Origin of the sequence: uncultured Thiohalocapsa sp., assembly GCF_913062725.1 — a bacterium.
Lineage (GTDB): Bacteria > Pseudomonadota > Gammaproteobacteria > Chromatiales > Chromatiaceae > Thiohalocapsa.
On record NZ_CAJXWY010000006.1, the window covers coordinates 47,145 to 61,060 of the forward strand.

Genomic DNA, 13,916 nt, shown 5'->3' on the forward strand with positions numbered 1-13,916 from the left:
TGGGCGCATGCCGCTATGGCTGCGGGGATGCGCCGCGCTCGGCGCTGACGCGCGCAAGGAGCTCGCGCCAGCTTAGGATCTCTCCGGGCCCGTTCGGCGCCAGGCTTTGGTAATGCGCCAGATTCATGCCCGCACCGATGGGCGGCCAAGCCGGCGGTGGCTGGCACCAGCCACCGCCGGCGGTGCGCATGTGACTGCGGTCGCTCGCGAATTGTGCCCGGTAGGCCGCCGCCGGCACCAGCCGAAACCAGGGCATGAGGTCCGCGGGCAGGCGTTCGATGGAGGGGAATGTCTGGTGCAGCCAGTCGGCGGCGCTGACCGGCAGACCAAGCCGTGTGTCCAGATCCCAGATACGCGCCAACGCATCGAGCACCACCACATGGTAGTCCCACCAGCAGAGCATCCCCGGCGGCACGGCCCGCTGGGCCGCAAGCGGGCACGCGCCGCGCGCGCTCGACACGAACAATACAGCACGCGGGCCGTCGCCCAGCGCGGGCTCGGCGCAGAGCCACCAGGCGTTCTCCTCGCAGAAAAAGGGCTGGTAGCGGAAGCGGTGGCCGTCTGCGGGGGGCTGTGCTGTGGCTGGGCTGTCGGGAATACTCACATCTGTGCTGACCATGGCTGCGACTTCGATTCGGCTGTGGCGCAGGGTGCGCGTTGGCACCGTGGGCTGCGCGCCCGGGTCGACGGCGCAAGGCACCATTGAGCCCGGGCGGTGGCGTGCGCGCGGCGGGTGGGTGTGTCGGTGGTGCTTGCTTCCGCGGGTGCTGCGGTTACACTCTGACCCTTTTATCATCGCGGACAAGGCCGAGGTTTCAACGTGGTCGCACCCAAGCCCAATTTTCGCCGCATCGAGCGGCTGCCGCCCTACGTCTTCAACATCGTCAACGAGTTGAAGGCTGCGGCGCGGGCACGGGGTGAGGATATCATCGACTTCGGCATGGGTAACCCGGATCAGCCCACGCCGCAGCACATCGTCGACAAGCTCACCGAGGCCGCAATCCGCCGCGACACCCATCGCTATTCGGTCTCCCGCGGCATTCCGCGGCTGCGCCGCGCCATCACCGGGTGGTACGCCGAGCGCTACGGCGTGGAGCTGGACCCGGCCACGGAGGCCATCGTCACCATCGGCTCCAAGGAGGGGCTGGCGCATTTGGCGCTGGCCACCATGGGCGCCGGCGACACCGTGCTGGTGCCGAATCCCGCCTATCCGATCCACCCCTACGGCTTCATTATCGCCGGCGCCGATGTGCGCCACGTGCGCCTGACGCCGGATGTGGATTTCTTCGAGGAGCTTCAGGAAGCCATCCAGAGCTCCTGGCCGCGGCCGAAAATGCTGGTGCTGAATTTCCCCGGCAACCCAACCACCACCTGCGTCGAGCTGGACTTCTTCGAGCGCGTGGTGGAGGTGGCCCGCGAGCACGGCATCTGGGTGGTGCACGACCTGGCCTATGCCGACATCGTCTTCGACGGCTATAAGGCGCCTTCCATCCTGCAGGTTCCGGGCGCCAAGGATCTGGCGGTGGAGTTCTTTTCCATGTCCAAGAGCTACAACATGCCCGGCTGGCGCGTCGGTTTCATGTGCGGCAACCCGGACCTGGTCTCGGCGCTGGCCCGCATCAAGAGCTATCTGGACTATGGCACCTTCACGCCCATTCAGGTCGCAGCCATCCATGCGCTGGAGAGCTCCCAGCAATGTGTTGCCGACATTCGTGACATGTACCAGCGCCGGCGCGATTGTCTCTGCGACGGTCTCAACGACGCCGGCTGGTTCGTGCCCAAGCCGCGGGCCACTATGTTCGTCTGGGCGCGGATCCCTGAGCAGTACCGGGACATGGGCTCGCTGGAATTCTCCAAGAAGCTGCTGCGCGATGCCAAGGTTGCCGTGTCGCCGGGCATTGGCTTCGGCGATTTCGGCGACGATCACGTGCGCTTCAGCCTGATCGAGAACGAGCACCGCACCCGCCAGGCGGTGCGGGGCATCAAGCAGATGTTTCGCGAGGACGGCCGCGGTGGCGATGCCGGCGGTGAGTCCGCCGCACCCGGTGTGCAGCACCCGGCGTCGCAGCCCGCCTGAGACGGGCTGCGGTCACCGCCCGGGCGCCCGCTGCGGATACACGAACGACACTGAGGATAAACCATGGAACCCGTGAATATCGGACTCCTGGGGCTCGGCACCGTTGGCGGGGGCACTGTCACGGTGCTCACCCGCAACGCCGTTGAGATCGCCCGCCGCGCCGGCCGCGGCATCCGTATCACCCATGCCGCAGCGCGCAGCTACGACGCCGAGCGCATCGAGGGCCTGGGCGAGATCGCGCGCATCGGCGAGGACGCCTTTGCGGTGGTCGACGACCCGGACGTGGATATCGTCGTGGAGCTCATCGGCGGCTATTCCCCCGCCCGCGAGCTGGTGCTGCGGGCCATCGCCAACGGCAAGCACGTGGTCACCGCCAACAAGGCGCTCATCGCCCTGCACGGCAACGAGATCTTCGCCGCCGCCCAGGCGCGCGGCGTCACCGTCGCCTTCGAGGCCGCGGTGGCCGGGGGCATTCCCATCATCAAGGCCCTGCGTGAGGGGCTCGCGGGTAACCACATCGAGTGGATCGCCGGCATCATCAATGGCACCGGCAATTTCATCCTCACCGAAATGCGCGATCGCGGCCGCGACTTCGCGGACGTGCTCGCCGAAGCGCAGGCGCTGGGCTACGCGGAGGCCGATCCCACGTTCGACGTCGAAGGCATCGACGCGGCCCACAAGCTGACCATCCTGGGCTCCCTCGCCTTCGGCATCCCACTGCAGTTCGACAAGACCTTCACCGAGGGCATCGGCGCCATTCAGGCCCAGGATGTGGCCTACGCCGGCGCGCTGGGCTATCGCATCAAGCATCTGGGGATCGCCCGGCGCGCCGCGGACGGCATCGAGCTGCGGGTGCATCCGACCCTGATCCCCCATCGGCGGCTCATTGCCAATGTGGACGGCGTCATGAATGCCGTGCTGGTGAAGGGCGACGCGGTGGGGCCGACCCTCTACTACGGTGCCGGCGCCGGTGCCCTGCCGACGGCGTCCGCCGTGGTGGCCGATGTGGTGGATGTGGCGCGGGTGCTCACCACCGATCCCACCAACCGGGTGCCGCACCTGGCTTTCCAGCCCACCGAGCTCGTCGACACGCCGGTGCTCGCCATAGAGAACGTGGAGACGGCCTACTACCTGCGGCTCACGGCGCTCGACCGCCCCGGGGTGATGGCGGGCATCGCCGGCATCCTCGGCGAAGAGGGCATCAGCATCGAGGCCATCCAGCAGAAGGAGCCGGCCCCCGGGGAGACCCATGTGCCGCTCATCATGCTGACCCACCGGGTGCGGGAGTCGTGCATGAACCGTGCGCTCGCGCGCATCGAGGCCTCTGGCGCCGTCCAGGGCGAGACGGTACGCATCCGCATGGAGACGCTCGCCGGCTGAGCCGGGCGAACGGGACACCGCCGTCGGCTGCCACGCGCCGGCGGCGACCACCGCGACCTCGTGGCCATCACCAGCGGTGATACCAGGGTCCGGCGGGTGGACCCGGCCGGTACCAGGGTCCGTGCCCCCAACCGTACCAAGGGCCCCAGCCCCAGGGGTCCGCAAGCACCGGCTGCGGCTCAGGCATGGGCCAAAGATGCCAGCCCAACACGTGCACCACGGGGTAACGGTACGGATAGGCGCCGATGTCCCGCGTTTCCACCGCGACGAGTGTGCCGGTCACTGTAAGCGTTCGTCCCTCGGAATACTGCGCGGGGTCCAGGAAGCCCACGAAGCGGGCGATGAAGCGCCCGGCGTCGATGCCCGCTGCGACGGTAGCGGTTTGTGGCTTGGCGGCGCCATCCAGGGGCCTGGCCAGCATGGTGATGTCCGTGGCGTCGGGCGCGTTGTCGACCTCCAGGATACGGCCGCCCCAGCGCACCGTCGATCCCAGGTGTTGGGCCGGCTCCGTGCGCGCCTGCAGTGGCGTCAGCGGTGCCGGCTCCGGTTGCCGAATAGCCGCTGGCATGCGTGCCGCGCAGGCCGTGAGCTGCAGCACCAGCGCGCCCAAGAGCATGCAGGCCATGCGGCGGCCCGGCCCCCACCGCAGCTTCGCCCACGCCCGGGCAGAGGCCCTCACCTGTTGTTGATCCGGCCGTGGCATGACGCTGCGCGGTTCAGTCACGCCGCGCGGCGGGCGGCTGCTGCGCCACCAGTCGCTGCGCCAATGCGTGGTAGAGGGGTTGCGGGCTGAGCAGGAACGATGCCCCATAGCCCACCATGGCGGCCCCCATCAGCGCCAGTAAGGTGTATTGATCGTCGGTCATTTCCATAACGATGACGAAGCCGGTGAGGGGAGATTTCACGGCCCCGGCGAAATAGGCCACCATGCCCAACAATACCATCAGCTCCAGCGATGCGACGGGCAGCAGGCGATACAGATCGGCGCCGATGCCGCCGCCGGTGGAGAGTGCCGGTGCGAAGATGCCGCCGGGAATGCCGCTGAGGTAGGACGCGAGCGAGGCCACGAACTTATAGATCGGATAGAGCGGGTCTGGGGCCTGCGCCTCTATAACCAGGGCCTTGGCGATGTCGTAGCCGGAGCCCATGACCCGATAGTCGGTGAGCACACCCATCAGGACCAGCACCGCACCGCAGACGAAGGCGACGGCGACGCCGTGGCCTGCGACCAGCGGCGCGATGGCGCCGGAGATGCGCAGAATAAGAAACGCGAACAGGCCGCCAGCCAATCCCGCGACCACGCCACACAGCAGCACCGCCAGCCAGTCGCCCAAGGCGTCGGGGCGGCCGGCTGACACGGTGCCAAAGTAGTAGCGTTGGTCCATGAACAGCATGGACACCAAGGCCGACAGCAACACCGTCAGAATGACCAGCCCGGCCAGCCTGGGCGTGAAGCCACGCAACATTTCTTCGAACGCGAACACCACCCCCGCCAGTGGCGTGTTGAAGGCGGCGGAGATGCCGGCCGCGCCGCCCGCCAGCAGCATACCGCGCGCCATGTAATCCGCCGGGAAGCGGGCGACGCGGCGCATGGAATACATGATGGCGGCGGCGACGTGCACCGTCGGCCCCTCGCGTCCGATGGATGCCCCGCAGCTTTGTCCCAGCAGCGTCAGCAGGATCTTGCCGGCGGCGAGCCTGAGGGTCAGGAACTTGGTCTTGGTGCGCAGTTCCAGTGCCGCGACCACTTGATTGATGCCGCTGCCCTCACTGCCGGGGAAGAACCGGCGCGCGAGCCAGGCCACCAGGGCCAGTCCGAAGGGCGTGAGCAGCAGCGGCGCCCAGGGCTCGGCGTCGGCGATGCGGAAGAACAGGCGGTTGGCTTGCTCGCTCAGCACGCCGAAGGCGGAGGAGACCAGGCCCACCAGCACCGCACCCAGCAGAAACGCGAGGCGCACGCGCCAGGCGCGCCGGGAGAGCAGGACGCGGCGAATATAGCGTGAGCGACGGAATTTCACGAACAGACAATCGCCGACTGGGTTCGGTTGGACAGCGGAGATAAAAGCCCGGTCTCGGGTGTGCGCACGAGGATTCAGGGCGGCTGCGCAGAATACAAGCCCGACGAAGGGGCTCAGCGCAGGTGCTGCGGCTGCAAAAAAGCCGGCGCAGGGCCGGCTCCATTGGGCTCGCTACCGGGGCACGCTACTGGGGCTCGCCAGTGGGGCTCGCCAGTGGGGCTCGCCAGTGGGGCACACCCTTGACCTGGCTCAGTAGCCGCCTTTGCGGTGCACCTCGGGCAGGCCGGCGATTTTGGTGCCCTGCTTGGTGGGGGCCAGCGGGAACAGCTTATAGACATCTTTGCTGGAAGGCTTACTACCCCAGATCTTGCCCAGGTCTTTCAGCAGTTGGCGCTCCATGGGTTGATTCTGATTGTTGTTGATGTACTCATCGCGCAGGTAGTTGATGACGTCCCAGTGCTTTTCCGTGAGCTCGATGCCTTCGGCATCCGCCAGGGCTTTGGCCACGTCCTCGTCCCAGGCGGTGTGGTCCGTGAGATAACCGGATTCTGTGGTCTCGATACTTTTACCGTTAACTTCGATCGACATGGGGTCAAGCTCCTCTCGTCGTTGCCGGCCCGGGCCGGAACCGTCGTGGGCCAGCGTGTTTTTCTCGGGTTGTTGCGGCGCACTCGACGCCATGCACGGGCACTGTCATCGAGCGCAGCGGGTGGCCATGGCGGCACCCCATCACGACTTGCTAATATTAGTAAGGTTTCGAGGACAAGTCATCCACTTGACCGCTGTTGGCGGTCACGGGGTCGGCGCCACACGCGCTACGCGGGCTTGTGCACGGCGTCGATGCCTTTGTGCGGGATAAAGAGTCCACAGCCCATGAGCCGGTGTGGGCCGAGCCCTTGCTGCTGCAGTCGCAGTGATGCATCGGGCTTCAGATCGGCCAGCATGAGGCTGCGTGTGATCAGGGGGCCTTGTGGCGTGTCCAGCGGGGTTTGTTTACCGCACAGCGCCTTGCGCACGTGGATATCGAGTCGTTCGCGTAGCGACGCCGCCGCCCAGCGCAGGAAGGCTTCCTCGTCCAAGTCGGCGGGGCTCGCCACGTAGCGCGCGAAGAGCGTCGCCGCCTTGCTCAGCGCTCTTGGCTTGCCGCTGCCGATACTCAGGGCGGCACCGCCGATGTCGAGGGTCTTGCCCTCGAGCGCGGTCTGCAGCGCTGCGACCCGCGCCTCAGGCACGCGAATACTGAGCTTGGTGCGCCGCGACAGTAGCAGATGCTGATCGACACCATGGCTCGGTCGCTCCCAGCCGTTCTGGGAGCCCGCAACATGAATGGTGTGGATGCCTGCGCCGCTGTCGGCGAGCCAAGGCACCGCGGCGTTCACGGCCTGGCCTAAATTATAGGCATGGTCCACGGGAATGGATCGGCAGTGTAGGGTAAACAACACATCCACGACGTCGTCGGGGACGGTGATTGTCAGGGTATCTTCTTCGTCCTGCCAGAACATGATTCGCTGGGAAAGTCGCTGGACTTCGGCCCGCTCGTCAGACGCAGCGGCGCGGGGGCGCGCGCCATTTCGGGTCGCTGAGAGGGGGCGTTTAGTTGGGTAACTTGGCCTGTAACGCCTCGCGATCGAACCACCACGCGTCCTGTACGAGGACATCGACGACATTGCGCAAGCGCACCAAAAACTTTTCGGGCTCACGCAGTTCCAGACGATCGCGCCAGAGGTCGAAGGCCTCTTGGCTGTCGACGTCGCCGTGGCGACGCGCGACACTGGAGAGGATCTGCGAGGCGAAGAACACCAGGTTCTCGCGTTGGGTACCCTCAGCGCGCACATCGGCGAGAAACAGCGCCGTGGTGGCGGCGACGGCGGCGCCGTCGGCATCGTCGGGCGTCTCGTCCACCACATGATTCAGCAGCTCCACGGCGAGCTCGACATCGATGGGGTAGGTGACGGCGAGCCAGATGCCCTGGCCGAGGGCTGCAATGGATTGCGGCTGCTCGGCACGGAACAGCACCTCGCAGCAGTCGGCGGCGGGCTCGAACTGTTCTTCGGTCATGAAGACATCGAAGGCCTCGCGCGCGAGTGGCCAGGCCTGAGCGCCGCGACCGAGCCCCACCAGGGTGCGGGCCATCTTCAGCTTGGCGTCCGCCAGTCGCCGCTGGTCGGCGCCGACACGCTGCAGCGTTTCGTAGTCTTCTTGCAGTGCGAGCAGGTGCGACTCCAGGGCGGCCTCCTCGGCACCCTGGTGGCCGACGGAGTCCGCCGCAGTGTCGGTCAAGCGGGAAGTGATGTCGTAAGCCTTCATGAAGTCTGCCTGCTAGGATTCGCCTGCGAGCGCGTTGCGCTGGAATCGTTTGCTGAGATCCGGTGCTGAGCGCTGGTGGAGGCACCGCACGCAGCGCGGTGTGCGTCCCCGCCACGAGCACCGGCGGGGCGTCACCGCACCAGGCCGCTGAATGCAGCCTCCAGCCGGTCTTCCCAGTCCTCCGGGGTGTCGGGGTATGGCGGCTTGACATCCATCCGGAAGAAGCGCTCACCAGTGCGGGCCGCGTCCTGCACTGCGTCCTGGAGCGTGGCGAAGCTTTCGATGTCTTTGCGGGAGACGAGAATCTCGCTGAGTTTCAACATGCCTGTACTGCCGTGGGCTGAATTGATCTGCTGACCGTTCGCTATGCAGACTGGTAGGCGTTGCGCAGCACGCCCGGCGTGCCGGTGCGTCGCCACCGCGTGGCGCCTGCACTCTGGCCTCCGGCGCTTTCGGGGCATCGAATGCGCGGGTTTCTGCCGATCCGCCTCCCGACCTTCCGCGAGCGCGGAACTTCCGCCGACGGCGTTTGTCGTGGCGACGGCGATGACGGGGTATGTGCTGACGGCGGGGTCCGAATGCAACGCGCGCCACGGTCAAGCCCTCCTTGGCGCTCAGCCGTATCAGTGGGTATTTATATTAGCCTGCATTGACATTCTCCATGGGGGCGGCTAGACTCAGCGGCCTTTTGGGTCACCGGGTCCATGCGGACGTATGACCTTGTGTGGCAACAGGAAAAGCGGTTCAGTCAACTATCCCCAAAGGGATAAGCCTGGGGCATGCCCCCACCCCAAATGTGGAGTGTTTGTGGGCGACTTGCCCCGCTATAGTGCCGCAGCAGGTGTGGCCCACCCGGCAAAGCCCAAGCGCGCCCCCGCTCACGGCGCCGCGGGGGCCGGTAGCAGGCTGCGGCCGCAGCGACATCCCCACACGCGTCCAGCCGCCCGCAGCCTGCGCGGTCAGACGGCGGACCCAATTGCTCTGATGAGCGTGACCTGATCAGTTTGATCCGACCATAACGGGAGATTCAGCGACATGGCGATCGACAAGCACCAGACTCCGATGCTCGATCAGCTGGAGGACGGCCCCTGGCCGAGCTTCATCTCCGGCATCAAGCGCCTGCGTGACGAGCACGGCGACAGCCGCATCAACGCGGTGACCAACGACCTGCTCGGTCAGCTGGAGCACTCCTACGAGACACGCAAAGGCTACTGGAAGGGCGGCACGGTCTCCGTCTACGGTTATGGTGGCGGCATCATCCCGCGCTTCTCCGAGGTCGGAAAGGCCTTCCCCAAATCCAAAGAATTTCACACGCTGCGCGTGCAGCCGCCGGCGGGCAACCACTACACGACCGGCATGCTGCGCCAGCTGGCCGACAGCTGGGAGAAGCACGGCTCGGGCCTGGTGACCTTCCATGGCCAGACCGGTAACATCATGTTCATCGGCGCCGACACCCAGGCGACGCAGCATTTCTTCGACGAGATCAACGATTACGGCTGGGATCTCGGCGGCGCCGGTCCCTGTGTGCGCACCGCCATGTCATGCGTCGGCGCGGCCCGCTGCGAGATGTCCTGCACCAACGAGCTGAAAGCGCACCGCATGCTGGTGAACAACTTCACCGATGACGTGCACCGCCCGGCGCTGCCGTACAAGTTCAAGTTCAAGGTCTCTGGCTGCGCCAACGACTGCCAGAACGCCATCGAGCGCTCCGACTTCGCCGTGCTCGGCACCTGGCGTGACGACATGAAGGTCGATCAGGACGAGGTGAAGGCCTACGTCAAGGCGAAAGGCCGCCAGTACATCATCGACAATGTCATCACCCGCTGTCCGACCCAGGCGCTGTCGCTGAACGACGACGACACCCTCAACGTCAACAACCGCGACTGCGTGCGCTGCATGCACTGCCTCAACGTGATGCCCAAGGCGCTGCATCCCGGCGACGACAAGGGTGTGACCATCCTCATCGGCGGCAAGCGCACGCTGAAGATCGGCGATCTGATGGGCACCGTCATCGTCCCCTTCAAAAAGCTCGAGACCGAAGAAGACTACGAGGAGATGGTCGAGCTCGCCGAGAACATCATCGACTTCTGGGCGGAGAATGGCCTCGAGCACGAGCGCTGCGGTGAAATGATCGAGCGCATCGGCCTCGCCAACTTCCTCGACGGCATCGGAGTCGACGCCGACCCGAACATGCTGGCCCACCCACGCCAGTCCTCCTATGTCCGGATGGACGGCTGGGACGAGGCGGCCGAGGAATGGTTCGAGAAGCAGGCCGAAAAGGCGGCCGGCTAACGCAGGCTCGCGTCGGGAGCGGTGTGCGGCGCCATGCTCGCAGCAGCAGGTGTCGCATGCCGATCTTCCGCGCCGGAATTCATCAGTACCTAACGCTTTTCTGATTGACTGGAGGACCATCGATGGCCAAAGACATGCGCGAGCCCATCGAATCCGGCTGCCCGGATCCGTGGCAGTACATGCATCCGGTGATGCGTAAGAACTTCGGCCAGTGGAAGTGGCATGACCATCCACGCCCCGGCGTGCTGCGCCACGTCGCCTACAGCGGTGACGAGGTCTGGACCGTCAAGGCCGGTACGCAACGCATCCTGGACGTCTTCACGCTGCGTAAGCTCTGCGACATCGGTGATCAGTTCGCCGACGGCTATGTGCACTTCACCCTGCGCTCCAACATCGAGTACATGGTGACGGAAGAGTCGCGTGTTCAGCCCCTGATCGACACCCTGGAAGACGCCGGATTCATCGTCGGCGGCACCCAGAACTCGGTCACCATGATCTCCCACACCCAGGGCTGGCTGCACTGCGACATCCCCGGCACCGATGCCTCGGGCGTGGTCAAGGCGATGATGGACGAGCTCATCGACGAGTTCCGTAACGCCAACATGCCCAACCGCGTGCACATCACCACCAGCTGCTGCCAGATCAACTGCGGCGGCCAAGGTGATATCGCCATCAATGTCCAGCACACCAAGCCGCCGAAGATCAACCACGACCTGGTCGCGAACGTCTGCGAGCGTCCGTCGGTCGTCGCGCGCTGCCCGGTGGCGGCCATTCGCCCGGCCATGGTCAATGGCAAGCCCTCACTGGAGGTGGATGAGCGCAAGTGCATCTGCTGCGGTGCCTGCTATCCGCCGTGCCCGCCCATGCAGATCAACGACGCCGAGCACACCAAGCTCGCCATCTGGGTTGGCGGAAACCATTCCAACGCCCGTGGCAAGCCGACGTTCCAGAAGCTCGTCGCCGCCGGCATCCCCAACAATCCGCCGCGCTGGCCCGAGGCAACCGCCATCGTCAAGCGCATCCTCAAGGCCTACAAGGAAGGCGCCCGGGACTGGGAGCGGATCAACGAGTGGATCGAGCGCATCGGCTGGCCGCGTTTCTTCGAAGAGGTAGAGCTACCCTTCACCAAGTATCACATCGATACCTGGCGCGGCGCGCGGGCGAGCTTCAACAGCTCCTCCTACATCCGCTTCTGATCGGGGCCGTCGTTACCGGCGCCGGATGCGGCCGTCGGTCCGCCCCGGAACCTGACCGGGGCAGGCCCGTCGTCCGCCGGGCAGGATTCGGCCGGCGCCTGCGCCGATGGCCGAGCACCCCGGCAGTCCCCGATGTTACAGCCTGAGGTCTTCATGAAATTCGCTATCCAGATCAACGAAGGACCGTATCAGCACCAGGCGTCCGATTCGGCCTACTTCTTCACCAAGGCGGCCTTGGAGAAGGGGCATGAGATTTTCCGCGTGTTCTTCTACCACGACGGCGTCAACAATGCCTCCCGCCTGACGACGCCGCCGCAGGACGATCGTAACGTCGTCGATCGCTGGGCCGCCCTCGCCGAGCAGCACGACCTCGACATGGTCGTTTGCGTCGCCGCTGCACAGCGCCGCGGCATGGTCGATGAAGGCGAAATGCAGCGCAACGGCAAGGACGCGACCAATATCCATCCACGCTTTCGCATCTCGGGTCTCGGCCAGTTGGTCGAAGCGGCCATTCAATCGGATCGTCTGGTCGTCTTCGGCGACTGAGCCTTCTTGGGGGACGACATGTCGGAAACCATCAAGCAATTTCTCTATCTCAACCGTAAGGCGCCCTATGGGACCATCTACGCTTGGGAATCGCTCGAAGTCGTGCTCATCGGCGCCGCCTTCGATCAGGACGTGAGCCTTGCGTTCGTGGACGACGGCGTCTACCAACTGACCAAGGGACAGGATACCGCCGGCATCGGCATGAAGAATTTTTCTCCCACCTACGCGGCGCTGGGTGACTATGAGGTCAAGAAGATCTTTGTGGAGAGAGAGTCGCTGGAGGAACGGGGCCTGAGCCTGGACGATCTCCAGCACCTCGTCTGGGAAGACGAAGACGACGACTACGCCGAGAAGGACTCCATCAAGCTCGTCTCGCGCGAGGAGATGACCGCCATCATGGACGACGCCGACGTCGTCTTCAGCTTCTGATGACCGCGACCGAGCGAGGACAACGATGAGCACGCTTCACACCGTCAACAAGTCGCCTTTCGAGAAGTCCTCCCTGGACGCCTGCCTCGCCCATGCCGGCACCGGGGCCAACGTGCTGTTGCTCGAGGACGGCGTCTACGCGGCCACCACCGGCACGGCCGTCGAGCAGCGGATGAAACAGGCGCTGGATTCGGTCAAGCTGTTCGTGCTGGGGCCGGATCTGATGGCGCGCGGTCTTGCCGAAGACCGCGTCATCCAGGGCATCACCGTCGTGGACTATGCGGGCTTCGTGGATTTGGCCGCGGAGAACGACAAGGTCCAGGCCTGGCTGTAATTTCACCAACCGATACAGGAGCATTGATATGCCTATCGAAGTCAATGGCAAGTCCTTCGACACCGACGAAGAAGGCTACCTCGCCAACATCAACGACTGGGAGCCCGGCGTCGCCGAGGTGATGGCCAAAGAAGATGATCTCGAGCTCAGCGACGAGCACTGGGACATCATCAACTACCTGCGCGAGTACTACGAAGAGTACCAGATCGCACCGGCCGTTCGCGTTCTGACCAAAGCTGTTGGTAAGAAGTTTGGCAAGGACAAGGGCAACAGCAAGTATCTCTACGGCCTGTTCCCCTACGGCCCGGCGAAGCAGGCCTGCCGCTACGCCGGCCTGCCGAAGCCGACCGGCTGCGTCTGATCATCCCGCGTCGGGTCCGCGCCGGCGGCGTCAACACCCGCCGGCGCTCGGATCTGATCCTGGGCCTGACTCAGACCCGATCCCGGAGCTGCTAATGGCCCGCTAATGACCCGGATGTCCCCGGCGTCGTCCATACCCAAACAGTACAACCCACCATCATCGCATGGCGGGGATGACCGTCGCCGAACAGGCTGACCGGGAACCACGAGCACACCATCGAGGCACTGTCGTCATGTCCTTCGTTTCCACCGTCTACGCCTACCTCTTCTATTTTGCGGCGTTCGTCCTGGTGGCCGGGCTGGCGACCAAGGTGGTGCAGTATGCGCGTACCCCCGCGCCCTTGAAGATTCCGACGACGCCTGCGCCCACGACCCGCACCGGAGTCGTCTTTCGGCTGACGCGCGAGGTGGTGTTCTTCGAGAGCCTGTTTCGAGGGAACAAATGGATCTGGATCTTCGGCTGGATCTTCCACTTCGGCTTGTTCCTCGTCACCTTGCGACATCTGCGCTACTTTATCGATCCGGTCTGGGCGCCGATCCAGTTCATTCAGCCCTTCGGCATCTATGGCGGTATCGCCATGGTCATCGGCCTCGCTGGTCTGTGGGCGCGCCGGTTCCTGGTCGATCGCGTACGCTACATCACGTCCTTGTCGGATCACCTGATTCTGGCGCTGCTGGTGTCCATCGGGCTGTCCGGGCTGGCGATGCGCTTTCTCACCCATACCGATGTTATCCGGGTGAAGGAATTCTTCCAGGGGCTCTATGCGGGACAAGTGATGCTGCTGCCGGCAGACCCGTTGTTGTTGCTCCACCTGCTTCTGGTTGCCGGGCTGATGATCGTCTTCCCTTACAGCAAGCTGCTGCACATGCCGGGCCTGTTTTTCAGCCCATCGCGTAACCAGGTCGACAACCCCCGCGAGCGCCGGCACGTCGCCGGTTGGGCGCGCCGGCTGGAGCAGCAGCAATAGCCGGGCACG

Annotated in this window: 16 protein-coding genes; 9 read left to right on the top strand and 7 right to left on the bottom strand. The window is 65.1% G+C overall.

All coding sequences use genetic code 11. The annotated features are described in order from the left end of the window. Nucleotides 1–13 precede the first annotated feature (13 nt). Entirely contained in the window at nt 14–619 is a 606-nt protein-coding gene (locus QZ588_RS02700; protein WP_295539591.1) for a hypothetical protein, read from the bottom strand. Between the two features lie 201 nt (nt 620–820). Between QZ588_RS02700 and alaC the strand changes: the two genes are divergently transcribed. Both alaC and QZ588_RS02710 read left to right on the top strand, forming a co-directional pair. Then, nucleotides 821–2,077: an alanine transaminase gene (gene alaC / locus QZ588_RS02705; protein ID WP_295539594.1), complete on the top strand. Its 1,257-nt coding sequence runs from the start codon at nt 821–823 to the stop codon at nt 2,075–2,077. A gap of 63 nt (nt 2,078–2,140) precedes the next feature. Further along, nucleotides 2,141–3,457, top strand: a complete 1,317-nt coding sequence (locus QZ588_RS02710; RefSeq protein ID WP_295539596.1) for a homoserine dehydrogenase — start codon at nt 2,141–2,143, stop codon at nt 3,455–3,457. Nucleotides 3,458–3,524: 67 nt separating this feature from the next. Here the strand turns inward: QZ588_RS02710 and QZ588_RS02715 are convergent, their stop codons facing one another. The 6 genes from QZ588_RS02715 to QZ588_RS02740 all read right to left on the bottom strand — a co-directional run bounded on the left by QZ588_RS02715 (nt 3,525) and on the right by QZ588_RS02740 (nt 8,105). Next, nucleotides 3,525–4,073: a Slp family lipoprotein gene (locus QZ588_RS02715; protein ID WP_295539598.1), complete on the bottom strand. Its 549-nt coding sequence runs from the start codon at nt 4,071–4,073 to the stop codon at nt 3,525–3,527. 100 nt (nt 4,074–4,173) lie between these two features. Beyond that, nucleotides 4,174–5,475, bottom strand: coding sequence for a chloride channel protein (locus QZ588_RS02720; RefSeq protein WP_295539601.1), 1,302 nt, complete (start codon nt 5,473–5,475; stop codon nt 4,174–4,176). Nucleotides 5,476–5,724: 249 nt separating this feature from the next. Beyond that, nucleotides 5,725–6,063, bottom strand: a complete 339-nt coding sequence (locus QZ588_RS02725; RefSeq protein ID WP_295539604.1) for a TusE/DsrC/DsvC family sulfur relay protein — start codon at nt 6,061–6,063, stop codon at nt 5,725–5,727. A 227-nt stretch (nt 6,064–6,290) separates the two neighbouring features. After that, a complete protein-coding gene (gene cas6 / locus QZ588_RS02730) occupies nt 6,291–6,977 on the bottom strand; it encodes a type I-MYXAN CRISPR-associated protein Cas6/Cmx6 (RefSeq protein ID WP_295539607.1) in 687 nt (228 codons plus the stop codon). Between the two features lie 91 nt (nt 6,978–7,068). Further along, a complete protein-coding gene (locus tag QZ588_RS02735) occupies nt 7,069–7,782 on the bottom strand; it encodes a hypothetical protein (protein WP_295539608.1) in 714 nt (237 codons plus the stop codon). A 131-nt stretch (nt 7,783–7,913) separates the two neighbouring features. After that, nucleotides 7,914–8,105, bottom strand: a complete 192-nt coding sequence (locus QZ588_RS02740; RefSeq protein ID WP_295539611.1) for a sulfur relay protein DsrC — start codon at nt 8,103–8,105, stop codon at nt 7,914–7,916. Nucleotides 8,106–8,817: 712 nt separating this feature from the next. On the opposite strand from QZ588_RS02740, the gene dsrA reads away from it, so the two are divergent. The 7 genes from dsrA to QZ588_RS02775 all read left to right on the top strand — a co-directional run bounded on the left by dsrA (nt 8,818) and on the right by QZ588_RS02775 (nt 13,907). After that, nucleotides 8,818–10,074 (top strand): dissimilatory-type sulfite reductase subunit alpha, encoded by a 1,257-nt coding sequence (gene dsrA, locus QZ588_RS02745; RefSeq protein WP_295539613.1) that lies wholly within the window; start codon nt 8,818–8,820, stop codon nt 10,072–10,074. 122 nt (nt 10,075–10,196) lie between these two features. Beyond that, nucleotides 10,197–11,270: a dissimilatory-type sulfite reductase subunit beta gene (dsrB, locus tag QZ588_RS02750; protein WP_295539614.1), complete on the top strand. Its 1,074-nt coding sequence runs from the start codon at nt 10,197–10,199 to the stop codon at nt 11,268–11,270. A gap of 153 nt (nt 11,271–11,423) precedes the next feature. Beyond that, a complete protein-coding gene (gene tusD, locus QZ588_RS02755; RefSeq protein WP_295539616.1) occupies nt 11,424–11,816 on the top strand; it encodes a sulfurtransferase complex subunit TusD in 393 nt (130 codons plus the stop codon). 18 nt (nt 11,817–11,834) lie between these two features. Next, a complete protein-coding gene (gene tusC, locus QZ588_RS02760) occupies nt 11,835–12,245 on the top strand; it encodes a sulfurtransferase complex subunit TusC (protein ID WP_295539619.1) in 411 nt (136 codons plus the stop codon). Between the two features lie 25 nt (nt 12,246–12,270). After that, nucleotides 12,271–12,579, top strand: coding sequence for a sulfurtransferase complex subunit TusB (tusB, locus tag QZ588_RS02765; RefSeq protein WP_295539622.1), 309 nt, complete (start codon nt 12,271–12,273; stop codon nt 12,577–12,579). 28 nt (nt 12,580–12,607) lie between these two features. Further along, nucleotides 12,608–12,940, top strand: coding sequence for a TusE/DsrC/DsvC family sulfur relay protein (locus QZ588_RS02770; RefSeq protein WP_295539625.1), 333 nt, complete (start codon nt 12,608–12,610; stop codon nt 12,938–12,940). A 232-nt stretch (nt 12,941–13,172) separates the two neighbouring features. Next, on the top strand, nt 13,173–13,907 hold the full coding sequence (locus tag QZ588_RS02775; protein ID WP_295539626.1) for a respiratory nitrate reductase subunit gamma: 735 nt from the start codon (nt 13,173–13,175) through the stop codon (nt 13,905–13,907). Nucleotides 13,908–13,916: the final 9 nt, after the last annotated feature.

Bases quoted from the DNA above. Each gene is read 5' to 3' on its own strand.
- tusB (WP_295539622.1), top strand. From the start codon at position 12,271: ATGAGCACGCTTCACACCGTCAACAAGTCGCCTTTCGAGAAGTCCTCC.
- QZ588_RS02740 (WP_295539611.1), bottom strand. From the start codon at position 8,105: ATGTTGAAACTCAGCGAGATTCTCGTCTCCCGCAAAGACATCGAAAGC.
- QZ588_RS02775 (WP_295539626.1), top strand. From the start codon at position 13,173: ATGTCCTTCGTTTCCACCGTCTACGCCTACCTCTTCTATTTTGCGGCG.
- tusC (WP_295539619.1), top strand. From the start codon at position 11,835: ATGTCGGAAACCATCAAGCAATTTCTCTATCTCAACCGTAAGGCGCCC.
- dsrB (WP_295539614.1), top strand. From the start codon at position 10,197: ATGGCCAAAGACATGCGCGAGCCCATCGAATCCGGCTGCCCGGATCCG.
- QZ588_RS02735 (WP_295539608.1), bottom strand. From the start codon at position 7,782: ATGAAGGCTTACGACATCACTTCCCGCTTGACCGACACTGCGGCGGAC.
- QZ588_RS02710 (WP_295539596.1), top strand. From the start codon at position 2,141: ATGGAACCCGTGAATATCGGACTCCTGGGGCTCGGCACCGTTGGCGGG.
- QZ588_RS02700 (WP_295539591.1), bottom strand. From the start codon at position 619: ATGGTCAGCACAGATGTGAGTATTCCCGACAGCCCAGCCACAGCACAG.
- QZ588_RS02715 (WP_295539598.1), bottom strand. From the start codon at position 4,073: ATGCTCTTGGGCGCGCTGGTGCTGCAGCTCACGGCCTGCGCGGCACGC.
- tusD (WP_295539616.1), top strand. From the start codon at position 11,424: ATGAAATTCGCTATCCAGATCAACGAAGGACCGTATCAGCACCAGGCG.
- QZ588_RS02770 (WP_295539625.1), top strand. From the start codon at position 12,608: ATGCCTATCGAAGTCAATGGCAAGTCCTTCGACACCGACGAAGAAGGC.
- QZ588_RS02725 (WP_295539604.1), bottom strand. From the start codon at position 6,063: ATGTCGATCGAAGTTAACGGTAAAAGTATCGAGACCACAGAATCCGGT.
- cas6 (WP_295539607.1), bottom strand. From the start codon at position 6,977: ATGTTCTGGCAGGACGAAGAAGATACCCTGACAATCACCGTCCCCGAC.
- dsrA (WP_295539613.1), top strand. From the start codon at position 8,818: ATGGCGATCGACAAGCACCAGACTCCGATGCTCGATCAGCTGGAGGAC.